At 38.4% G+C, this 21,017-nt stretch carries 20 protein-coding genes; 9 read left to right on the top strand and 11 right to left on the bottom strand.

What is annotated here, in order from left to right; translation table 11 throughout:
* Positions 1-46 precede the first annotated feature (46 nt).
* From HPOKI112_RS06840 to exbB, 3 genes are read right to left on the bottom strand one after another with little or no spacing between them, the layout of a single operon-like run.
* A complete protein-coding gene (locus HPOKI112_RS06840) occupies positions 47-895 on the bottom strand; it encodes an energy transducer TonB family protein (protein ID WP_025276382.1) in 849 nt (282 codons plus the stop codon).
* Complete coding sequence (gene exbD, locus HPOKI112_RS06835) at positions 861-1,250, bottom strand: TonB system transport protein ExbD (RefSeq protein ID WP_000836356.1); 390 nt, start codon at positions 1,248-1,250, stop codon at positions 861-863. Before exbD ends, HPOKI112_RS06840 begins: the two co-directional genes overlap by 35 nt.
* Positions 1,247-1,684, bottom strand: coding sequence for a TonB-system energizer ExbB (exbB, locus tag HPOKI112_RS06830; RefSeq protein WP_000508548.1), 438 nt, complete (start codon positions 1,682-1,684; stop codon positions 1,247-1,249). The genes exbD and exbB overlap by 4 nt, the downstream gene beginning before the upstream one ends.
* A 333-nt stretch (positions 1,685-2,017) precedes the next feature.
* On the opposite strand from exbB, the gene nikR reads away from it, so the two are divergent.
* Positions 2,018-2,464: a nickel-responsive transcriptional regulator NikR gene (nikR, locus tag HPOKI112_RS06825; protein ID WP_025310011.1), complete on the top strand. Its 447-nt coding sequence runs from the start codon at positions 2,018-2,020 to the stop codon at positions 2,462-2,464.
* Entirely contained in the window at positions 2,457-2,972 is a 516-nt protein-coding gene (nadD, locus tag HPOKI112_RS06820; protein ID WP_001918980.1) for a nicotinate (nicotinamide) nucleotide adenylyltransferase, read from the top strand. Before nikR ends, nadD begins: the two co-directional genes overlap by 8 nt.
* Here nadD and HPOKI112_RS06815 read toward each other — a convergent pair.
* Positions 2,969-3,730 carry a J domain-containing protein gene (locus tag HPOKI112_RS06815; RefSeq protein WP_025310010.1) on the bottom strand — a complete coding sequence of 254 codons (762 nt, stop codon included), beginning with the start codon at positions 3,728-3,730 and terminating at the stop codon, positions 2,969-2,971. The genes nadD and HPOKI112_RS06815 overlap by 4 nt on opposite strands.
* 140 nt (positions 3,731-3,870) lie before the next feature.
* Here HPOKI112_RS06815 and mnmA point away from each other — a divergent pair, with 140 nt between their 5' ends.
* Positions 3,871-4,899: a tRNA 2-thiouridine(34) synthase MnmA gene (gene mnmA / locus HPOKI112_RS06810; protein WP_025310009.1), complete on the top strand. Its 1,029-nt coding sequence runs from the start codon at positions 3,871-3,873 to the stop codon at positions 4,897-4,899.
* A gap of 43 nt (positions 4,900-4,942) precedes the next feature.
* On the opposite strand, the gene HPOKI112_RS06805 is transcribed toward mnmA, so the two are convergent.
* Positions 4,943-6,019 (bottom strand): hypothetical protein, encoded by a 1,077-nt coding sequence (locus tag HPOKI112_RS06805; protein WP_025276377.1) that lies wholly within the window; start codon positions 6,017-6,019, stop codon positions 4,943-4,945.
* Between the two features lie 177 nt (positions 6,020-6,196).
* Here HPOKI112_RS06805 and dnaJ point away from each other — a divergent pair, with 177 nt between their 5' ends.
* Genes dnaJ through HPOKI112_RS06790 form a run of 3 tightly spaced genes read left to right on the top strand, consistent with a single transcriptional unit; the run spans position 6,197 to position 8,344 of the window.
* Positions 6,197-7,306: a molecular chaperone DnaJ gene (dnaJ, locus tag HPOKI112_RS06800; protein WP_025277154.1), complete on the top strand. Its 1,110-nt coding sequence runs from the start codon at positions 6,197-6,199 to the stop codon at positions 7,304-7,306.
* 10 nt (positions 7,307-7,316) lie between these two features.
* Positions 7,317-8,003 (top strand): azaleucine resistance protein AzlC, encoded by a 687-nt coding sequence (azlC, locus tag HPOKI112_RS06795; protein ID WP_025310008.1) that lies wholly within the window; start codon positions 7,317-7,319, stop codon positions 8,001-8,003.
* Entirely contained in the window at positions 7,997-8,344 is a 348-nt protein-coding gene (locus HPOKI112_RS06790; protein WP_015428277.1) for a branched-chain amino acid transporter permease, read from the top strand. Before azlC ends, HPOKI112_RS06790 begins: the two co-directional genes overlap by 7 nt.
* Here HPOKI112_RS06790 and HPOKI112_RS06785 read toward each other — a convergent pair.
* From HPOKI112_RS06785 to crdA, 4 genes are read right to left on the bottom strand one after another with little or no spacing between them, the layout of a single operon-like run.
* Positions 8,341-11,454 carry an efflux RND transporter permease subunit gene (locus tag HPOKI112_RS06785; protein ID WP_025310007.1) on the bottom strand — a complete coding sequence of 1,038 codons (3,114 nt, stop codon included), beginning with the start codon at positions 11,452-11,454 and terminating at the stop codon, positions 8,341-8,343. The two genes, HPOKI112_RS06790 and HPOKI112_RS06785, sit on opposite strands and share 4 nt — an antisense overlap.
* Positions 11,455-12,480: an efflux RND transporter periplasmic adaptor subunit gene (locus HPOKI112_RS06780; RefSeq protein ID WP_025310006.1), complete on the bottom strand. Its 1,026-nt coding sequence runs from the start codon at positions 12,478-12,480 to the stop codon at positions 11,455-11,457.
* Positions 12,477-13,715 (bottom strand): copper resistance outer membrane protein CrdB, encoded by a 1,239-nt coding sequence (gene crdB / locus HPOKI112_RS06775; RefSeq protein WP_025310005.1) that lies wholly within the window; start codon positions 13,713-13,715, stop codon positions 12,477-12,479. Before crdB ends, HPOKI112_RS06780 begins: the two co-directional genes overlap by 4 nt.
* Before the next feature lie 4 nt (positions 13,716-13,719).
* A complete protein-coding gene (gene crdA / locus HPOKI112_RS06770; RefSeq protein WP_000731627.1) occupies positions 13,720-14,097 on the bottom strand; it encodes a copper resistance determinant CrdA in 378 nt (125 codons plus the stop codon).
* Positions 14,098-14,271: 174 nt separating this feature from the next.
* Here crdA and fumC point away from each other — a divergent pair, with 174 nt between their 5' ends.
* From fumC to HPOKI112_RS06755, 3 genes are read left to right on the top strand one after another with little or no spacing between them, the layout of a single operon-like run.
* A complete protein-coding gene (fumC, locus tag HPOKI112_RS06765) occupies positions 14,272-15,663 on the top strand; it encodes a class II fumarate hydratase (RefSeq protein WP_025310004.1) in 1,392 nt (463 codons plus the stop codon).
* A 3-nt stretch (positions 15,664-15,666) separates the two neighbouring features.
* Entirely contained in the window at positions 15,667-18,306 is a 2,640-nt protein-coding gene (locus tag HPOKI112_RS06760; protein WP_025277149.1) for a P-loop NTPase, read from the top strand.
* Complete coding sequence (locus HPOKI112_RS06755) at positions 18,303-18,917, top strand: ribonuclease HII (RefSeq protein ID WP_025310003.1); 615 nt, start codon at positions 18,303-18,305, stop codon at positions 18,915-18,917. Before HPOKI112_RS06760 ends, HPOKI112_RS06755 begins: the two co-directional genes overlap by 4 nt.
* Here the strand turns inward: HPOKI112_RS06755 and HPOKI112_RS06750 are convergent.
* Positions 18,891-19,472, bottom strand: coding sequence for a hypothetical protein (locus HPOKI112_RS06750; protein WP_025310002.1), 582 nt, complete (start codon positions 19,470-19,472; stop codon positions 18,891-18,893). The two genes, HPOKI112_RS06755 and HPOKI112_RS06750, sit on opposite strands and share 27 nt — an antisense overlap.
* Positions 19,473-19,799: 327 nt before the next feature.
* A complete protein-coding gene (locus HPOKI112_RS06745) occupies positions 19,800-20,888 on the bottom strand; it encodes an ATP-binding protein (protein ID WP_025310001.1) in 1,089 nt (362 codons plus the stop codon).
* Positions 20,889-21,017 lie beyond the last annotated feature (129 nt).

Genomic DNA, 21,017 nt, shown 5'->3' with positions numbered 1-21,017 from the left:
GATTCAACTTTTAAGGCTTAAAACCGCCTTTAAAAGAAAGACTAGCTTAGTCTTCTTTCAAGCTATAAGCGATAGGGATTTTTAGATGCACGGTTTCTTCTGGTTTAGGGAATAGATGCGCCGCGCTTTTAATGGCCTCTAAAGCCGCATGGTTTAAAATATCTGTCGTGTTGCTTTTGACGACTTTAATGTCCGTAACGCTCCCATCAGGATTGATCACAAAGCTCACTAACACTTCGCCCTCAATGCCCCTAATCTGCGCCATTTTAGGGTAGCGGTTTTTAGAAGAAATAGCGGTTTGGATCTTCATTAAAAATTCGTTGCTCACTCCTGGGTTATAAGCTTGAGCTTCAGAAGTGGCCCCATCAGAAGTCTTGTTAGACTCTTCTTGCTTGTCTTTTTCTTTGACTATATCTTTAGTCGTTACTTGTTTAGGAGCGCTTTTTTCTTTAGCTTCCTCTTTAGCTTCTTCTTTTTTGGGTTCTTCTTTAGGCTCTTCTTTCTTAGGTTCTTCAACTTTAGGTTCAGGCTTAGGCTCGGGTTTTGGTTCAGGTTTGGGTTTAGGTTCAGGCTTAGGTTTTGGCTTGGGTTTGGGTTTAGGCTTTGGTTTGGGTTTAGGCTTCGCTACTTCTTTTTTTGGTTCTTCTTTCTTGGGTTTTTCTTTAGGTTCTTCTTTGGGTTTAGCGGATTCGGCATTCGTCTTCACTTTAGAATTGGTGTTAATGCTGGCTAAACTCATGGTAACCTTAGTGGTGCCAGCTTGGGCTAAAGGCGCTGGGGCCTCTTCGCGTAGTAAAAAATAGCCAAACCCTATAGCGTATAGGGCGAAAGAGATTAAAAAGCTAACACTCGTTGAAACTTTACTGAGCTTGCGTGGAGATGGAGAAATTTTCATGATTATGCTCTTTTAAAATATCCATAATGCTGATAAAAGTTTCAAAACGAGAGCTTTTGTCGCTTTTTAAGTCTATAAGGGTTTTAGGGTCTGTTTGTTTGACTACAGCGCTCAAAGCTTCTAAATTCGTCGGTTTGTCATCTACGAAAATATTGTCATGCTCATCTACGGAGATGACCACCACTTTTTGATCGTTTGGCTGGGATTTTTCCGCATTTTTAGCGTTAGGGAGACTGACTTTAATCTTACCTTGCGCGATAAAAGTAGAAATGCTTAGCACAATCGCTAGCAAAACGAGCATAATATCAATAAAAGGGACAACATTCAGCCCATCGCCTCTTCTGATGCTTTTCATTTTTTCATGATCCTGAATTTTTCACTCAAAACATCGGATTTTCTCAACAAGCTATTATAAGCGATCAAAGTGGGAATCGCCACAGCAAGCCCTAGAGCGGTCGCTTTTAAAGCTAAAGACAAACCTACCATGATCGTTTTAGCGTCCATCCCGCCGCTCATGCCCATGTCATAGAAAATCACCATGATCCCTAAAACCGTTCCTAATAAGCCCACATAAGGCGCGTTAGAAAAAATCACATAGAGAATGGTTAGATTCTTGGTTAAATCCAAATTCAGGGCATCTATATCATCATAAGCCTTCAAATTGACTTTGGAATAAAAAATAATCCTTTCAATCACAAACCACAAAGCTAAAAAACTCGCCACGCCAAGCACCGCAAAAATAAACACATCCACATAATCTTTCAACATTGCCATTGAAAAACCGCCCATAAAAACTCCTTGTCTATGATAAAATAATTCCCTTAAAATTAAAGCCACTGCGATACAGCCACACTAAAGAGCATGCGCTCTTTAAGAAGCATTCGTTCGCATAAACGCTCCAAAATGATAAAGGAATGTTGGTTTGTTGATTATATTGTTTTAATAATAATAAGTCAATGATGATTAAGCTAATAATTACAATCAAATTCAAACGCTATAAATAGTGTCTTATGACCAACCATTTAAATCCAGTTTGTATTATAATTGTTCATTTTAAATTAATTCAATCATACTAGCATGACGGCTTTTAACGAACTCATGCCAAAAAAGGATTTTTCTCAAATGGATACACCCAATAAAAACGATTCAATCATCCGCTTTTCGGTTTCTTTACAACAAAATTTATTAGACGAATTAGACAACCGCATCATTAAAAACGGCTATTCTTCTCGCTCAGAATTAGTGCGCGACATGATCAGAGAAAAATTAGTAGAAGACAATTGGGCAGAAGATAACCCTAATGATGGGAGCAAAATCGCCGTGCTTGTGGTGATTTATGATCACCATCAAAGGGAATTAAACCAGCACATGATAGACATTCAGCATGCCAGCGGGACGCATGTTTTATGCACCACGCACATTCATATGGACGCGCATAATTGTTTAGAAACGATTATTTTACAAGGCAATTCGCTTGAAATCCAACGCTTGCAATTAGAAATCGGGGGGCTTAGGGGGGTTAAATTCGCTAAATTGACTAAGGCGTCTAGCTTTGAACACAATGAATAGCGTCTTAAAATACAAAGAATTAGCGCTCTATGGAGGGAGTTTTGATCCCTTACACAAGGCTCATTTAGCCATTATTGATCAAACTTTAGAATTATTGCCATTTGCTAAGCTCATTGTCTTACCCGCTTATCAAAACCCTTTCAAAAAACCATGTTTTTTGGACGCGCAAACCCGTTTTAAGGAATTAGAAAGAGCTTTAAAGGGAATAGATAGGGTGCTATTGAGCGATTTTGAAATCAAGCAAGAAAGGGCTGTGCCTACGATAGAAAGCGTGATTTATTTTCAAAAACTCTACCGCCCACAAACGCTTTATTTAGTCATAGGAGCGGATTGTTTGAGGCATCTTTCTTCTTGGACTAACGCTAAAGAGCTTTTAAAAAGGGTGGAATTAGTGGTTTTTGAAAGGATTGGCTATGAAGAGATCCAGTTTAAGGGGCGTTATTTCCCTTTAAAAGGCATTGATGCGCCGATTTCTTCTAGCGCGATTAGGGCTAGTTTAGGGGTTTAAGCGTGTTTTTTAATGTGGCGGTAGGCTTCTTGAATGATAGCGAAGCGTTTGGCATAAAGAGCCTTTTTTTCTTTAAGATCGCACAAATCAGGGTGGTAGGTTTTAGCCAATTCTAAATAGCGCTTTTTCACTTCGCTGAAATTTTCATGCTTGATGAAACCTAACGCTTTATAGCATTCCCTTAATTTGCGCTCAGCCAAAGTGGTGTAGCTGTCCTTACCAAAGCCATTAGGATAGATGAAATATAAGCATGCGTTATGGACGATTTTGTTTTCATTGAGCGTTACAATGAGTTCCCAAAAACGCTCTGAATCGCCTCTTATATGCAATTCATCTTGGGTTTCTAAAAACACATAGCCGTTAAATTTTTGGCGTAAAAACCGCTTGGCGATAGGGTGCTTGGTGATAAAAAGCGCGTATTCCGCCCCAAAGGTTAAAACTTTCACTTCTATTTTTTCTAAAAGCGTGTTTTGAGCTATGATTTTGATGCGTATGGGCAGGTGGCTTTTTTGTAAGATTTCTTCTAAAGAATACGCACTAATATCTTTTTCATGCGCGCATTCAAGGGCATGATAGACCCAATTAAGCAAGTAGTTTTTTTTGAAGCATTCCGTGTCGTTTAAAATGAGTAACGATGAAGAGAGCATGTGGCACTGGCTGAAATGCTTTTTAGCGTAGTTTAAAACTTTTTTCAATAAAGGGTGGCTGTTAGGGAGCGCGATTTGCGTGAATTTGGCTAACAATTCAATTTTGGCCATTGCCCTTATTTTCTCCATGCGTTTTGATGCGATTTTAAAAAATCTTTAGGTATTTTAGCATGCCAATGGTTAAAAAAGGTGGTTATGAATGGTTTTTGCGCTAGACTACGAGCCATAACTCATTTAATGAAAGATTAAAAATGAAAATAGCGGTATTACTCAGTGGGGGGGTGGATAGCTCTTATAGCGCTTATAGCTTAAAAGAGCAAGGGCATGAATTAGTGGGGATTTATTTGAAACTCCATGCGAGCGAAAAAAAGCATGATTTATACATTAAAAACGCTCAAAAAGCGTGCGAGTTTTTAGGCATTCCTTTAGAGGTGTTGGATTTTCAAAAGGATTTTAAAAGCGCGGTTTATGATGAATTTATCAGCGCTTATGAAGAAGGGCAAACCCCTAACCCTTGCGCGTTGTGCAACCCTTTAATGAAATTTGGGCTAGCTTTAGATCACGCTTTAAAATTAGGGTGTGAAAAGATCGCTACCGGGCATTATGCGAGAGTCAAAGAAATTGACAAGGTAAGCTATATTCAAGAGGCTTTGGATAAAACTAAAGATCAGAGCTATTTTTTATACGCTTTAGAGCATGAAGTTATCGCTAAATTGGTGTTCCCTTTAGGGGATTTGTTAAAAAAGGATATTAAGCCTTTAGCCTTGAATGCGATGCCTTTTTTAGGCACTCTAGAAACTTATAAGGAATCTCAAGAAATCTGTTTTGTGGAAAAAAGCTACATTGACACTTTAAAAAAGCATGTTGAAGTGGAAAAAGAGGGCGTGGTGAAAAACCTACAAGGCGAAATCATTGGCACGCATAAGGGCTATATGCAATACACGATTGGCAAACGCAAAGGCTTTAGTATTAAAGGCGCGTTAGAGCCGCATTTTGTGGTGGGGATTGACGCTAAAAAGAACGAGTTGGTTGTGGGCAAAAAAGAAGATCTCGCCACGCATTCGCTTAAGGCTAAAAACAAATCTTTAATGAAAGATTTTAAAGATGGCGAATACTTTATCAAGGCCCGTTACAGGAGCGTGCCTGCTAAAGCGTTTGTGAGCTTAAAAGATGGAATGATTGAAGTGGGGTTTAAAGAGCCTTTTTATGGCGTGGCTAAAGGGCAAGCCTTAGTCGTTTATAAAGATGACATCTTGCTTGGCGGAGGCGTGATTGTTTAGGGCTTTTGGCACTTATAGCCTGATTGATCGCTTTTTTAAACACTCATTCTCGCTTAAAATTTTCAAAGCTAGGGAATCCATGCGGATCTAGGCGGATATTTTTAATAAGAGCCTTTCCATTGCTCAAATCACCGCTCACATTGAAGGGCTTTTTAGTCTGTTGTTGGGCTAAAAGGGCTAAAACTTTGGCGTTTAACGCCATGGTTTCATTCAAAAACGCCATTTGCTCACTCAATTCGCTTAAAAATTCTACATTCAAGGTTTTTAGCGTATGCTCGTAATTGGCTAAGATTAGAGCATGCTTTTCTTTATTATTTTTAGCGTTTTTTAGTTCTTTATCTCGCTCTATGAGGGCGTTTTGGTAGCGTTGGCGCAATTCTTTAGCGCATGATTTCAGGTTTTCTTTATCGCATAAAAAATGCGTTTTTAAAGTTTCTAGGCGTTTTTCTAAGGGTAAAAAGGTTTTTAGGGCGTCTTCTTTAGCTTGGATTTGGCTTTGAAGCTTGTTTTTAAATTTTTTCAAACGCATGGCTTTATAGGCTTGAAAATCATGGTTTTTAAGAGCGTTGTATTCTAGGGTTTTGTTATGGGATTGTTGGTTATGGGCTTGGTTTTCTAAAACTTGATCGCATAAGGTGCTTAAAGCGCTCATCAAATCCAATCGTGAGAGCAAACGGGCGAGTTTAGGATCTTTGAGTAAGAAAAGGGCGTTGTTTTGCTCTTGGACTTCTAAAGCGTTTGAAGCCTCTTCTAAATTCTTAACACCGCTCAAATAAGGGCAATGTTCTTGCAAGAAAAGCGTTTGGGATTCTTTGATTAAGCGTTCTTGTTCCATGCTCTCTTTTAAGCGTTTTTCTAAAGCTTGTAATTTTTCTAATTCCAAAGCGCTTTGCTTCAATAACGCATCAGTGTCCATAAGGCGGATCTGGCTGGCGTTAAAAAAACGCCTCTGGCTATTTAGGGCGCTGTTAGCTTTTTTGATTTCTTTGAGTTGATCTTGGTTATTGGAAAGCACGCTTTGATAGATTCTCAAACTTTCATTGAGTTTATAGAGCATGTCTGAAAGCTGTTCGTTAGAGCGCGAGAGCTTGGCGTTAGTTTGAGAATCAAAAGTCATCATTATCTGTGCGTTTGAAAAGGTTAGAAAAAATAAGAAGAAGCAAAAAAATCTCATAAGGTTATCTTTATTACTATAGTTTCACCGTATTATTTTATCTAAGTTTTGGCATGCGCCAAAACACGCAAATTATCGCTTTTAAGATAAAATAAGCGTTTTGATGCCATTTTTGGAGCGATCGTGGAATTGAGTTATTATGAAATTTTAGAAGTGGAAAAACACAGCAACCAAGAGACCATTAAAAAGTCTTACAGAAAGCTAGCTTTAAAATACCACCCAGACAGAAACGCCGGCGATAAAGAAGCCGAAGAAAAATTCAAGCTCATCAATGAAGCCTATGGGGTGTTAAGCGATGAAAAGAAACGGGCCTTATACGATAGGTATGGTAAAAAAGGCTTAAACCAAGCCGGCTCAAGCCAGAGCGATTTTTCTGATTTTTTTGAAGATTTAGGCTCGTTTTTTGAAGACGCTTTTGGGTTTGGCGCTAGGGGGAGCAAAAGGCAAAAAAGCTCTATCGCACCGGATTATTTGCAAACCATTGAATTGAGTTTTAAAGAAGCGGTTTTTGGCTGTAAAAAAACCATTAAAGTCCAATACCAGAGCGTTTGTGAGAGTTGCGATGGCACGGGCGCTAAAGATAAAGCCCTAGAGACTTGCAAGCAGTGTAATGGGCAGGGGCAGGTGTTTATGCGTCAAGGTTTTATGAGTTTTGCGCAAACTTGTGGGGCGTGTCAAGGTAAGGGCAAGATCATTAAAACCCCATGCCAAGCGTGTAAGGGTAAAACCTACATTCTTAAAGATGAGGAAATTGATGCAATAATCCCTGAGGGCATTGATGATCAAAACCGCATGGTGCTTAAAAATAAGGGCAATGAATACGAGAAGGGGAAAAGAGGGGATTTGTATTTAGAAGCGCGAGTCAAAGAAGATGAGCATTTCAAGCGCGAAGGCTGTGATTTGTTCATTGAAGCGCCGGTGTTTTTCACCACTATCGCTTTAGGGCATACGATTAAAGTGCCGTCTTTAAGAGGAGGCGAATTGGAATTAAAAATCCCTAGAAACGCCAAAGACAGGCAAACTTTTGCGTTTAGAAACGAGGGCGTGAAGCACCCCGAAAGCTCTTATAGGGGGAGTTTGATTGTGGTGTTGCAAGTGATTTATCCTAAAAGCTTGAATAAAGAGCAACAAGGGTTGTTGGAAAAATTGCATGCGAGTTTTGGCTATGAGGGCGAACCGCATAAAAGCGTTTTAGAAACCTGTATTTCTAAAATTAAAGACTGGTTCAAATAAAAGGTTGTTGATGCATGATTTTCTAAAAGCCTTTAGAGACGCTTTCCCTCATACCATTTCTATCTTTTTAGGGTATTTGCTTATGGGAATGACTTTTGGAATGCTTTTAGTCCAGCATGGCTATGATTATAAAGTCGCTTTGTTCATGTCGTTATTCATCTATGCTGGGGCGGTGCAGTTTGTAGCGATCACGCTTTTAAGCACGCAAGCGAGTTTGATGAATGTCGTTATTGTGAGCTTGTTGGTGAATGCGAGACAGACTTGTTATGCGCTTTCTATGCTAGATCGATTTAAAAACACCCAATGGCGTTTGCCCTATTTAGTGCATGCGCTCACGGATGAAACCTTTGCACTATTGAATTTATACGCTCCTAAAGAGGGGGTGAGTGAAAAAGACTTCATTTTTAGTATTTCCTTACTCAACCACTCTTATTGGGTTATTGGCTCTTTAATCGGCTCGTTAGCCGGATCGCATTTTTCCTTTGACACTCAAGGCATGGAATTTGTGATGACAGCGATTTTTATCGTGCTGTTTATGGAGCAATACAAACGCACCACGAATCATAAAAACGCATGGCTTGGGATTATTATTGCGGTCGTTTGTTTAGCGCTCTTTGGGACTGAATACTTTTTGCTCATCGCTTTAGTTTTAATGGTGCTTGCTCTTATTTTGTTTAGAAAGCAGTTAGAATGTTAATGCATTCTATACTCATTATTTTAGTCATCATATTAACGACTTATTTCATGCGCATCTGGCCTTTTATGGTGTTTAACGCTAAAAACCCGCCCAATGACTTTGTGCGTTATTTGGGTAGGGCTTTATCATGTTCAGTGATAGGCATGCTCGTGATCTATTGTTTTAAAGACATTCAAATTTTAAAACCCCCTTATGGGATCAATGAAATCACCGCTTTTTTATCCGTTATCCTTTTACACCGCATTTTTAAGGCGTTTGTTTTAAGCATCACGCTCCCTACCATTCTTTATATGGTTTTAGTCCAAAGCCATGCGTTAGAAAAGGCTTTTTTTAATCCCTAAAATGATGTTTGATTGCTTTTAACCCTAGCGTTTTTGATCACAAAATACGCCGTAGGGATAATAAAAAGCGTTAAAATAACGCTGCTTATCATGCCTCCTAGCATGGGCGCGGCGATGGATTTCATGATTTCACTTCCTGTGCCATGGCTGTACATGATTGGAATGAGTGAAGCTAAAATGCTAAAAAAGGTCATAAGCTTGGGCCTTACCCTAAGCACCGCCCCATGCATGATAGCCTCTTTTAAAGCGGTGCTGTTTTGCTCTTTTAAAGGGGTTTTGATGAATTTTTGAAACGCGTCTTCTAAATAAATAATCATCACAATAGCCGTTTCGCTCGCTACCCCTAAAAGGGCTAAAAAGCCCACTAACGCCGCCACGCTCATGTTAAAGCCCATGATATTCATAAAAATTAACCCCCCCAAAAACGCAAAAGGCAGAGTGAAAAAGCATAGTAAGGAATTAGTGAGATTCTTCAAAGCAAAGACAATTAAAATAAAAATGATAAACACGCTCACCGGCACGATGTATTGTAAGGTTTTAAACGCTTCTTCTAAATACTGGCTCTCACCGCTAAATTCATAATAATACCCGTTAGGCAATTTGATTTTTTCTAGCGCTTTTTGAGCCAGTTGCCTGTAAGTATCAGAGCTGATACCATTTTGCGGCACAATATAAATAAAATTCACGTTCAAGCCCTTTTCGCTCTTTAACACCGCCGGCGAGTTGTCGTAATAGATGCGGGCTAATTCCCTTAAGGGCATGTAATTGTAAGCGGTTTTGATGTAGAGGTTTTTTAATTTTTCAATGGTGTTTCTTTCTGTGTCTTCTAATCGTAAAGAAATGGGGTAGCTTTCTACGCCCTTAATCATGGTAGTGAGCGTGGCTCCGCCCAGAGCGAATTTAATCGCATCTAGCACGGCGTTTTTATTGATGCCATAACGAGCCAGATTTTCATCGTTCAAATCCAGCGTGATGTAGTAGCCGTTATTGGATCGCTCAGCAAAGACGGATAAACTCTCTTTTAGGGTTTTGAGCTGTTGCTCCATAAGGATCGCTAATTCTTGTAATTTGTCCGTATCGTTACCATAGAGCTTGATGCCTAGGGGCGTTCTAATGCCGGTTAAGAGCATGTCCGTCCTCCCACGAATGGGGTAAGTCCATGAATTGGTTAAGCCTTTTAATTGTAAGGTTTTTTCTAATTTGTCCCTAACTTCTTTGTAACTGAGCTTTTCTTTCCATTCGTTTTGTGGCTTTAATTCAATGTAGGTTTCTATCATTCCTAAACCGGCGGCATCGGTGCTGGTGTTAGCGCGCCCCACTTTACCAAAAACTTGTTTGACAAAATCCAACCGCTTGATAGCGCTATTGCTTTTTTTCAAATATTCTAAAGCAGTATCAATGCCCACGCCATTAATGGTTACAGGCATATACATCACTACCCCTTCATTGATTTGGGGGATAAATTCCCAGTTGAGTTTTTGATACGCTACATACAAGCCCCCTAAACCCACAACGCTCGCTATTAAAAAAGCGTATCTGAACTTAAGCACAACATTCAAGCTCACGCCATAAATTTTCATGAAAAAAGCGTTAATAGGGTTTTTAGACTCTTCTAAAATCCGCCCTTTAATGAGCCATACCATTAAAATAGGGACCATGGTGATAGAAAGCAAGGCTCCTACTAGCATGGCAAAGGTTTTGGTGTAAGCTAAAGGGGCAAAAAGCTTTTCTTCTTGACCGGTGAGTGCAAAAATTGGCAAGAAAGAAACCACGATAATCATTAAAGCAAAAAATATCGCGCCTCCCACATGCTTAACCCCTTGCATGATGGCATTAATTCTTTGAGCGTTGTCTTTTGTATCAATGTGTTGCAGATGCTTGTGCGCGTTTTCTACCATCACAATAGCCGCATCCACCATCGCCCCTATAGCGATCGCAATGCCCCCTAAACTCATAATACTCGCTTCAATATTGAAATAACGCATGAGCAAGAAACTAATGCACACGCTTAAAGGCAGAGTGATAATCACCACTAAAGCGCTCCTGAAATGCAATAAAAAAATCGCAATAATGACTAGCACAATGATGCTTTCTTCTATGAGCGTGTGGATTAAATTGTCAATGCCTTTTTCAATCAATTCGCTCCTGTCATACACGCTGGTGATTTTCACATCAGGATTACTCGCTTGTAAGGTGGCGATTTTTTCTTTAATGGCTTTAAGCACCTTACAAGTGTCAGCGTGATAGCGCACCATCACAATCCCCCCCACCACTTCCTTATCGCCATTGAGATTGGCCGCCCCTCTGCGTGGTTTTGGCACTAGCCTAACGCTGGCTATATCTTTGATTTTTAAAGGGATAGCCCCTTCTTTTTTGATCACAATTTCTTCTAAATCCTTCAAAGATTGGATATAGCCATGCGATCTTATGATTTTTTCAAACCCGTTTTCTAAAATAACCCCTCCACCGGTATCGTTATTGGAATTTTTAATCGCGTTAGCGACTTGCTCTAAACTCAAGTTATAACGGATCAAAGAATCGTTTTGAAGCGTTACTTCATAATCCTTCACAAAGCCCCCCACGCTTGCAACCTCACTCACCCCATCAACCCCCAAAAGCGCGTAGCGGTAATAGAAATCTTGCAAGACTTTCAGATCGCTTAAATTCTTGCTATCGCTAGATAGAGCGTATTGATACGCCCAGCCAATAGAAGTGGAATCGCTCCCTATTTCCACTTTAGCGTCCTTAGGCAAATTGCCTACTCGGTTTAATTGCTCTAAAACCCTATCTCTAGCCCAATACAAATTGACGCCGTCTTTAAAAATGATGTAAATTAGGCCGCTTTCATAACTAGAAATCCCCCTAACCGTGTCAATGTTAGCGATGCTCATGAAAGTAGAAACTAGCGGGTAAGTAACCTGCTCTTGCACGATTTTAGGGCTTTGATTGGGGTAAGTGATTTGCACGACCACTTGAGCGGGGCTTAAATCCGGCAAAGCGTCTAAACGGACGCTTTTTATCGCCCACAAAGAGGCTAAAAAAATGAGTAGAGTGACTAGAGTGGTAAGGAGTTTGTTTTTAACGCTTAAATCAATGATTTTTTCTATCATTCAATAATCCCCATTGTTTTGAGCGTCAGCGTCTAGAACGAATAAAGCGTTATTAGCGACTTCTTCGCCCGCTTCTAAACCCTCTAAAATTTCATAACTCCCATCGCTCAAGCGGACGGCTTTAATTTCTAACGGGCTTAAGCCAAAATCGTCTTTTTTGAACACGATAGCTTTCCCCCCCTTAATCAAAACCGCTTCTTTAGGCAAAATCTTCATTTTTTGTGGTTTTTGAAAGATTTCTACTTGAGCGAACATGTTAGGGTAATAAAGCTGTTTAACATTAGGCACATTGAAGCGCGCTTCTAGCATTTTATCTTGCGCATTTATGATGGGGTTGATGTTTTCAAGCGTGATTTCTTGCTTGCCTTTAATCCCTTCTACGAACAAGATCGCTTGATGCGTGTTTTTTAAAAATTCTAAATCCTCTTGATTGACTTTAACAAGCGCCCACAATTGGCTTAAATCTATGATTTGAAACAACTCTTGCCCTTTTTTAATGAAACTCCCCTCATTGAGATCCGTGCTTTTTTTAAAAATAATGCCGTTGAAGTGAGAGTAAATAGTCATTTCATTTTGAACTTGATGAGTGCTGATGATTTTTTCAATGCTGGAGTTTTCTAACCCTAATAGTTTTAATTTTTCTTTAATCGCTCCCACTTGTTGGTTGAATTTCAATGATGATAGCAATTCGCTTTGAGCGCTCACTAATTCAGGGGAATACACGCTCAACAACCTATCGCCCTTTTTAATGGGGGTATAGGTTTTATTCGCATAAAGCTTTTCCACATAGCCATCAAAACGCAGGGTTTGAGAAAAAATCAGCGCTTCATTAGGCTCTAAAAGCGCGTAATAGCGCCGGCTTTGAGAAAATTCTTTTTCTATGACCTTAGTGGTGGAAATATTAAAACGGGTTTGGCTTTTAGCTTCTTTAGTTTCTTTAGTTTCTTTAGTTTCTTGAGTTTTTTGAGCGTTAGCGAATAAGGGGCTAAAAAATAAAATCAAGGCTAAAAATAAAATCCGTTTCATTCTAATCCTTTAAGGTTTTGTAAAGACAAATAAGCGCTATTGAGAGCGCTTAAGGTTTCAAGCTGGGTGATTTGAGTTGTGATTTTGTCATTAAAAGCGTTGTAATAAGCGTTGTAATCGCCATTAGATTTCAAATCAAGCGCATAAATTTGCGCGATTTTTTCATTTTGCTTGATGATTTTATTGATCGATTCTAGGTTTTTTTGCAAGGTTTCTAATTTTTTAAGGAGTTTTAGGGCCAGGTGGTGCGTTTTGTTTTTGGTGTTTTCCACTTCGCTTTTAAACACCAAGCTTTCTTTTTTCTTTTGCTCCACTAATTTGGCTTGCTTGCCATAAAGAGGTAAGGGGATGGACAAAGCGACGCTAAACATGTCGTAGTTATAGTATTGTTTGGAGCGGAAATAATACACCCCGGTAACATTCACATCTTCTAAAAAGCTTTTTTTAGCCAAAGTGATGTCTTTTTGCGATTTCTCTTCATCAAGCCTAGCGATCGCAATATCGTAATTAGTGGCACTAATGTTATATAACTCTTGCTCCTTATTGAATTCAAAATTTTTAGGGGCAATGCTTAAAAGCTCGTTTTCTTTAAAAGTCAATTCACCCATGGAATAATGGCTGCTAGAGAGCGCTTCTTCTAAATTGTTTTTTTTGATTTCTAATTGCGATTTTAAAATTTCTAGCTTGGCGATCGCTATTAAATTGGGCGAACTGGAATGGTTGGCTTGATAAAGGGTGTTTTCTAAATTTTTAATCGCTGTGTTTAAAAGCTCTATTTCTTGTTGGTTTTTATAATTTTCAATGCCGCTTATCATTAAACTAATCACTAATTGCTGCTTGGTTTTTTTAAGCTCTAATATCTTTTTTTGCTTTTCTAAATTAATCATTTGAGACTGCGTGAGTTTTTTACCATTTAAATCCACTTTTTGAGATAAACCCACGCTCATGTTTTGCATTAAGGTGCTATCCAGCCTGAAAAAATCGCTCACATTAGCGTTGTTATAGCCTAAATACAAAATAGGGTTATCCCACTTGCTAACGGCTTTTTCTTGAGAACTTAAAGCGTCAATTTGCTCTTGTAAGGCTTGTATTTTTTGATTTTTAGAAAGGTATTTAGTTACAAAAGATTGGATCTCTAAATCTTTAGCCAAACCCAAACTAAAAAGCAGTAACAAGGCTGTTAAAAGGCGTATTGAAACGCCCCTTTTATCAAACGCGCTTATAAAAGATAGCATGCTCTTATAAATCCAGGCTTGTTTTAGCGCGATAAACTTGGCCCTCTTTAGATTTAATATCCACCCTAACCTGCCATGTCCCATTCATAGAAAGATTGGTTTTCGCTTCATAAAGGCCGTTTTTTTCACTCACTTGCGCCATTTCTTTCATCGCTGGCATGCCGGGCATTTCAGGCATCATAAACTGCACCCTAACGATAGCTTTTTCTAAAGCCTTACCTTTTAAAGTGGGGCTAAGCACAAAAGTGTTATCGCCTTTAATGGGGTTACCCACGGATTTGATTTTCACTTCTAAGTCGTTGGCTTTTAGGGTTTGCTCCCATGCGTTCAAACTCATAACCCCCAACACGCTTACTAAAAATAAAGCGGCTAACTTTTTCATCGTTTTGACCTTTAAATTAAGATAACAAGAAAATTCTTGTTGCGGATGAATGATAACCCTCTTTTGTGTAAAAATTGTGGAAATGGTTTTTAAAAAAATGGGGGTTTTAAGTAGAAGGTATAAGAGTTTATGCTATTTTTTTAAGGTTTTAAAATCAAATTTCAAAGGATTAGTATGCAATTTAGAATCGAACATGACACGATGGGCGAAATCAAAGTAGATGATAGCCAATACTGGGGGGCTCAAACGCAACGCAGTCTTGAAAACTTTAAGATCGGCACTGAAAAAATGCCTAAAGAACTCATTGGCGCGTTTGCCAAACTCAAAAGGAGTCTGGCGGTTGTCAATCACAAGTTAGGGAAATTAAGCTTGGAAAAATCCCAAGCCATTATCAAGGCGTGCGATTGCATTTTAAAGGGTGAGCTGTGCGGCGAGTTTCCCCTAGCGATATGGCAAACAGGGAGCGGGACTCAAACGAATATGAATCTCAATGAAGTCATTGCTAATAAGGCTACAGAAATTTTAGGGGGTAATTTCAGGGAGAAAAAACTCATCCACCCTAACGATGATGTGAACATGTCTCAAAGCTCCAACGACACTTTCCCTACCGCAATGCACATTGTGAGCGTGCTAGAAATCACGCATAAGTTACTGCCCAGTTTAGAGAATTTGTTAAAGACCTTTAAAGACAAAAGCCAACAATTTAAAGAGATTGTCAAAATCGGGCGCACGCATTTGCAAGACGCTACGCCTTTAACTTTGGGGCAAGAATTTAGCGGTTATGCGAGCATGTTAGAGCATTCTAAACAACAAATTTTAGAGAGTTTGGAACATTTAAGAGAATTAGCCATAGGCGGGACGGCCGTAGGCACAGGGCTAAACGCTCATAAAGAATTGAGCCAAAAAGTGGCTGAAGAATTGAGCCAGTTTAGCGGCGTGAAATTCATTTCTGCGCCCAATAAATTCCATGCGCTCACTAGCCATGACGCTATCGCTTATACGCATGGGGCTTTTAAGGCTTTAGCGGCGAATTTAATGAAGATCGCTAACGATATTAGATGGCTTGCGAGCGGGCCACGCTGTGGTCTGGGCGAGCTTAATATCCCTGAAAACGAGCCGGGCAGTTCTATTATGCCCGGTAAAGTCAATCCCACGCAATGCGAAGCGATGACCATGGTGGCCGTGCAAGTGATGGGGAATGATACCGCTATTGGCATTGCGGCCAGTCAGGGTAATTTTGAATTGAATGTGTTTAAACCGGTAATCATTTATAATTTCTTGCAAAGTTTGAGGCTCTTAAGCGATAGCATGGAAAGTTTTAATACCCATTGCGCGAGCGGCATTGAGCCTAATAAAGAAAAGATTGATTATTACTTACACCATTCTTTAATGCTAGTAACCGCCCTAAACCCGCATGTAGGCTATGAAAACGCCGCTAAAATCGCTAAAAACGCCCACAAAAAAGGCATTTCTTTAAAAGAAAGCGCAGTGGAATTGAAGCTCTTGAGCGCTGAAGATTTTGACAAATTCGTAGTTCCTGAAAAGATGATCGGGCCTAAGGCTTGAAACATGGCTAAGGTCAAGGATCAAGATTATAAAAAGTGGGCAAGAGAAATTGCGAGTGGGGGTGCTGTAGTGTTTTTTGGGGCTGGCTTTTCAGCTGGCGCTACAGGGTTTGATGGTGAATTGCCCTTAGGTAATCAGCTAAGAGATAAATTAGGTGAATTTTGTGGATTTGAAAGGAAGTATTATGAGACAAAAGATCTGAAAGATGTGGCTGAACATTGCCTACTTGAGAAATCTCGTCAAGAAATTGTTGAAAAACTAAAGGATATTTTTGCAGTTAAGCAACCAAAAGATGAACAAAAAGTTGTTGTAGGATGGCCATGGAAGAGCATTTACACGACAAATTACGATGACTTGATTTATTGTGCTGGCAAGCAAGTTGGTAAAAATATTGATATTTTAACGCTTGAAAGTATGTTGCCAAGTGAATCTAGAAATTTTTGTTTGCATATTAATGGCTGTGTGGATAGATTAGAACCAAAACATTTAGATAACTCCTTCAAATTGAGTCATTCTTCTTATGTTAATGGTGATGTTTTTGCAAATTCTTCGGAGTGGGAAAATAAGTTTAGAAAAGATCTGCAATATTCTGCTTTGGTGGTGTTTATGGGGTATTCTCTAGCAGATATGCCTATTGAGAGAATCTTATTTATGGAAATGGGAAATATGCGAGGGGAAGTTATTTTTGTGGTTGCAGATTCTAAAAAATACGATGAAGATCCTATAGGTGATAAAAAATTTGAAAGGTATGGGAAATTGCTTAGGATTGGTGTGGAATCTTTTGCAAACAAAATTCTAGAATGTTGGCCACAGGATACTAATTTAGGTTTTAACTATTTGGAAAAAATAATCATTTCTAATTCGTTGGATGTCAATATTAGAGACAATGACCTAAAATTATTTTTTGAGCAAGGTAAGTTTAAAGATGGATGGTTACAAAATGAAGTTTTGGGGTATTTAAAAAATGGGCATCAGATTAGAAAAAGTTTTTTAGGTAAGGGATTCACTCTAGGAGATAAGATAACAGAAAGGGTAAAGGATAAAAATATCTTGAAAAATCCTATTCAGTCAGATTATGTTCCTAAACTAATTCCTAGAAAAGAAGAAATTGATGAAGCTCAACGCGAATTAGCACGAGATAGCGTAGGGATTTTAGGGGTGTTTGGCGAATTAGGGAGTGGGAAAACGATATTTTTAAGACAATTAGCAATAGTGCTTGTTGAAAGTAGCAACTCAGTATATTTTGTTAGGCATGGGGATTTTATCTCTCAAAAAGAAGAAATAGATACCCTACTAAGACAACTCAAAGATAGAGATGAGAAGGCTTATATTTTTATAGATTCTTATCTGAATCAGCCAGAGATTTCTCGATATATCGCCAAGAAGGTTAAAGAAACTCGTTGTGTCAAATTGATATTGGCAACAAGAGCTGTTGATTGGCATGGCGATGAGGACTACAAGGTTATTCAAGGAGATTCCCTAATAGAAATAGGACAGCTAAGCGATTGGGATCTAGGTGTTTTTGCACAGATTATTAGTTATCTTGGTTTGTGGTCGAGAGATTTGAGTGGAGAATCTTTTAGAAGACAAAAAGGGTATCTTCAAAGAAATTGCAATGCTGAAATGATGCTTATTTTATTGGATATTTTTAATTCTCAACATATTCACAACAAGCTAAATGAAAATTTGGAAGATATTTTAAAAGAGAAACAAATAAAAAAGATATTGTTTGTTGTTTGTTTCTTGCGTGTAGCGAACATTACTAGTGGAGATATTGCGCTTTTGGCACATTTATTAGGAGATGATGGATTAGGAAAATTTAAGTCGCAATACATCAAACAATTTAGGGCTTTAAATTTATGGAATGATGGCGATTTTGGTTCTAGTATTCTAGCTTTGTTTGTCTTGCACCGCATGTTTTCGTATGATGAGATCACAAGGTATGCTTTTGAGATATTAAAAAGAGCAAGGAATACAAAGAAAAATTACCAATTCAATCAAGAACATAGAGTCTATCTTAAATTATTGAATTATCGCACTATGAGTCGTGTATTTGGTAAAGAAAAAGATAGCGATAAAGATAAGAAATTTAGATTTTTGCGTAGCTATTATGATGATGCTAAAAGAGAGATTTCAAGTCTTGCGGAGGATCCTCAGTTTTGGTTGCAATATGCAATGTGCCATATGCCAATAGGCAAGTTTAAAGAGGCACAAGACTATTTGAATCAAGCATATGGTAAGGCGAAGCAAAAAAATAGGCTCTATAATGTGGATTATATTGATAATCAGCAAGCTCGCTTATACATCTATCAAGGAACTAATGCTGAAGACAAAGAGGATGCGTTTAGGTTTTTCAAACAAGCTGTTGAGTTACTAGGAGAGCGTAGAAAAGAAGATGAATATAAATACAGCATTATTGAAAGTTTTTGGGAATTTTTAGAAAAACATTTTTTGCTTTTTGAAAAAAATAAGCAAGAAGTTATTCAGAAAGTTTTGGCGGATCATCATGAAAAGTTTTGTAGTTTTTGTGGGCAAGGTTCATGGTATAAACAAAAAGTTATTAGGGGGTGCGAGAAAGTATTTGAAAAGTATTTGCCTAATCTTGAAAAACCTAATCTCTCAAAAAATTTATCAAGCAAATGACTCTAGGCATTGATGAGGCGGGGAGGGGGTGTTTGGCCGGGTCGCTTTTTGTGGCTGGGGTGGTGTGCAGTGAAAAAACAGCCTTAGAGTTTTTGAAAATGGGTCTTAAGGACAGCAAGAAGCTCAGCCCAAAAAAACGCTTTTTCTTGGAAGATAAAATCAAAACGCATGATGAGGTGAAGTTTTTCGTGGTTAAAAAAAGCGCGAATGAAATTGATAACTTGGGTTTAGGGGCGTGTTTGAGACTCGCTGTGCAAGAAATTTTAGAAAATGGTCGCTCTTTAGCTAATGGAATAAAAATAGATGGCAACACGGCGTTTGGCTTGAATAAACGCTACCCCAATATACAAACCATCATCAAGGGCGATGAAAAGATCGCTCAAATCGCTATGGCGTCTGTTTTGGCGAAAGCCTTTAAGGACAGAGAAATGCGGCAATTGCACGCTTTGTTTAAGGAATACGGCTGGGACAAGAATTGCGGGTATGGGACTAAACAGCATATAGAAGCGATGATTAAGCTAGGGGCTACGCCTTTTCATCGGCATAGCTTCACGCTTAAAAACCACATCTTCAATCCCAAACTCTTAGATGTGGAACAACGCCTTATTTAAAATGGCGCTGAGATTGGTAGCGCTCGTTGAAGAAAGGTTGATGTGCTTTGCTTTAAAGTAAGCGGTTAAGTCTTTAGGCTGAATGAAAGGGAATTGCACCATAACATACACACGATGGTTGATGGTATCCACGAATCTTTTAGCTAAAATGGATTTAGACACTAAAAAATCAACAAGCCCGAATAAATCGTTGATAGCGTCATTTTTAACTTGAAGCGCCTTAACAATACGATTGTGCATTTTTGTGGTGATTAAAACGCTTTCTAAAGTGCTGTAAGCGTTCATTCTAGCCCTTAAAAAAGCCACTTTTTCAGCGTTCTTTTCAGGGGGCAATTTGTCATCATAGAGGATGTAGTTGGAGTAAAAATCGTTTTTTTCTTTCACGATAATGGCTGAACCAATGTATTGGTTGAGGTAGTGATCATGCTTAAAAAAATTGACTTTAAGCCAACTGGGATAGTCTGTGATGTCTTTCAAACTCTCAGCGTGTGCTGTTTGAGCGAAGAGGCATAGGGATAGCAAGGCGCAGAAACTTAATTTTTTCAATGTGTTCATTATAACTTCCTTTCTATAAAAGAATATTAGAAACGCCCTACGCTTTTAGGGTAGATGGTATTTCTCAAAAAGGCGAAATGCTAGGATAGTTTATAGTGGGTTAGCTTAAGAAAAAATAAAAAATATTAAATAATCAATTAAAAATTTTAGTAATAATATTAAATACATAAATACATAAATACATAAATATATAAATACATAAATACATAAATACATAAATACATAAATACATAAATACATAAATACATAAATACATAAATACATAAATACATAAATACATAAATACATAAATACATAAATACATAAATACATAAATACAAGTAATTATTATACCAAAATAGATTGAATATCCAAAGAAAAATCAATGAAATTAAGGTGTTTGTAGGGGGTATTGTTTGTTGGAGTGGGGGCGTTGATAGAAACGATTACAATTTTTAAAAACCCATGTTTATGGCACCATGAAAGCTGTTTTTCTAAAAAATGGGGCGTGGGGAAAGCGTGGGCGATGATGGCGAGCTTGTTGGTGGCGTTTTTGTGCAAGATAAAAATCCCGTTATCATGGGAGTAAAGCTCATGATTTGGGAATTGCTTGCAAAGCTCTAAAAAAACCATGTTTTCAAAAACGCTTAAAAGCGAAGGGCTAGGAGTTAGGCTATAAGGCAAGGCAAAATCGCACAGATACAATTTAGTTTTATGGTTTTCAAAACTGGGGACTAAAAAAAGGATGCGTTGTTTTTCTAGCGCGTGTAACAATTTATAAAGGGTGTCTTTAGAGATCTTAAGCTCTTTTTTGAGTTGCGTATAAAGATAAAAAGCGCTCACAAACTTAGACTGATACGAGCAGATTTTAGCCATTAAGGGGGCGTAAGCTTGAAAGATTAATTTGATATTTTCTTGTTTTTTTAGGATTTTTTCTTTCTCGTTTTCTGTAAAAAGCGAATCTAAAGCGTTGCCGTCTCTTAAAAAGCGGTTAAACAGGGTGTTTTTAGGGGTGTTGGGCTTGAAAAAGCTGGTGTATTCTTTAAAACTCAACCCTAACGCATAGCATAAGCTACAATCTGGCGTTGTTATGGGGCTTAAACAATTAGGGATAAGAACGATTTTAGAAAGCTTTGGCAGGCTGAAATCCAAGCGCTCAATATGATCTAAAATGAGCAAATCCATTTTCTTTTCCAAATGCCATTTTAAAAGCCATGAGCTTAGGATATTTTTATTCAAACGCATGTCGTTGTAATTGATATACACAGGGTTTTTAAAATCCTTCGCTAGTTTGAGGGCGAAAGTGGTTTTACCGGATTTCATCGGCCCTAAAAGACAGATTTTATCGCTTGAAGGCGCCTTTAAAAGCGGGTTGTTTAAGGTCGGCTCTTTAGGGGTTTCAAAAGGCCCAAAAGGGTGCAAGCAAGAAAGGGGCATGAACTTCCTTACAAATGAGATTGGATTGAGATAATCGTAGCGCGTTTTTTTATATTTCCTTATAAAAAGGAAGTAAAAATCTCTAAAAAGCCCTAAAAATAGCAAAAGTTATTGACTAAATGGCGCATT

The organism is Helicobacter pylori oki112, assembly GCF_000600085.1.
GTDB classification, from domain to species: Bacteria; Campylobacterota; Campylobacteria; order Campylobacterales; family Helicobacteraceae; genus Helicobacter; species Helicobacter pylori_CY.
Note: the sequence above shows the minus strand (reverse complement) of the source record. Positions and strands in the feature narration are given on the sequence as shown.

Bases quoted from the DNA above. Each gene is read 5' to 3' on its own strand.
- nikR (WP_025310011.1), top strand. From the start codon at position 2,018: ATGGATACACCCAATAAAAACGATTCAATCATCCGCTTTTCGGTTTCT.
- fumC (WP_025310004.1), top strand. From the start codon at position 14,272: ATGCAATTTAGAATCGAACATGACACGATGGGCGAAATCAAAGTAGAT.
- crdA (WP_000731627.1), bottom strand. From the start codon at position 14,097: ATGAAAAAGTTAGCCGCTTTATTTTTAGTAAGCGTGTTGGGGGTTATG.
- HPOKI112_RS06760 (WP_025277149.1), top strand. From the start codon at position 15,667: ATGGCTAAGGTCAAGGATCAAGATTATAAAAAGTGGGCAAGAGAAATT.
- HPOKI112_RS06815 (WP_025310010.1), bottom strand. From the start codon at position 3,730: ATGGCCAAAATTGAATTGTTAGCCAAATTCACGCAAATCGCGCTCCCT.
- nadD (WP_001918980.1), top strand. From the start codon at position 2,457: ATGAATAGCGTCTTAAAATACAAAGAATTAGCGCTCTATGGAGGGAGT.
- HPOKI112_RS06755 (WP_025310003.1), top strand. From the start codon at position 18,303: ATGACTCTAGGCATTGATGAGGCGGGGAGGGGGTGTTTGGCCGGGTCG.
- HPOKI112_RS06840 (WP_025276382.1), bottom strand. From the start codon at position 895: ATGAAAATTTCTCCATCTCCACGCAAGCTCAGTAAAGTTTCAACGAGT.
- exbB (WP_000508548.1), bottom strand. From the start codon at position 1,684: ATGGGCGGTTTTTCAATGGCAATGTTGAAAGATTATGTGGATGTGTTT.
- HPOKI112_RS06745 (WP_025310001.1), bottom strand. From the start codon at position 20,888: ATGCCCCTTTCTTGCTTGCACCCTTTTGGGCCTTTTGAAACCCCTAAA.
- azlC (WP_025310008.1), top strand. From the start codon at position 7,317: ATGCATGATTTTCTAAAAGCCTTTAGAGACGCTTTCCCTCATACCATT.
- mnmA (WP_025310009.1), top strand. From the start codon at position 3,871: ATGAAAATAGCGGTATTACTCAGTGGGGGGGTGGATAGCTCTTATAGC.
- HPOKI112_RS06750 (WP_025310002.1), bottom strand. From the start codon at position 19,472: ATGAACACATTGAAAAAATTAAGTTTCTGCGCCTTGCTATCCCTATGC.
- HPOKI112_RS06805 (WP_025276377.1), bottom strand. From the start codon at position 6,019: ATGATGACTTTTGATTCTCAAACTAACGCCAAGCTCTCGCGCTCTAAC.
- HPOKI112_RS06790 (WP_015428277.1), top strand. From the start codon at position 7,997: ATGTTAATGCATTCTATACTCATTATTTTAGTCATCATATTAACGACT.
- crdB (WP_025310005.1), bottom strand. From the start codon at position 13,715: ATGCTATCTTTTATAAGCGCGTTTGATAAAAGGGGCGTTTCAATACGC.
- HPOKI112_RS06785 (WP_025310007.1), bottom strand. From the start codon at position 11,454: ATGATAGAAAAAATCATTGATTTAAGCGTTAAAAACAAACTCCTTACC.
- exbD (WP_000836356.1), bottom strand. From the start codon at position 1,250: ATGAAAAGCATCAGAAGAGGCGATGGGCTGAATGTTGTCCCTTTTATT.
- HPOKI112_RS06780 (WP_025310006.1), bottom strand. From the start codon at position 12,480: ATGAAACGGATTTTATTTTTAGCCTTGATTTTATTTTTTAGCCCCTTA.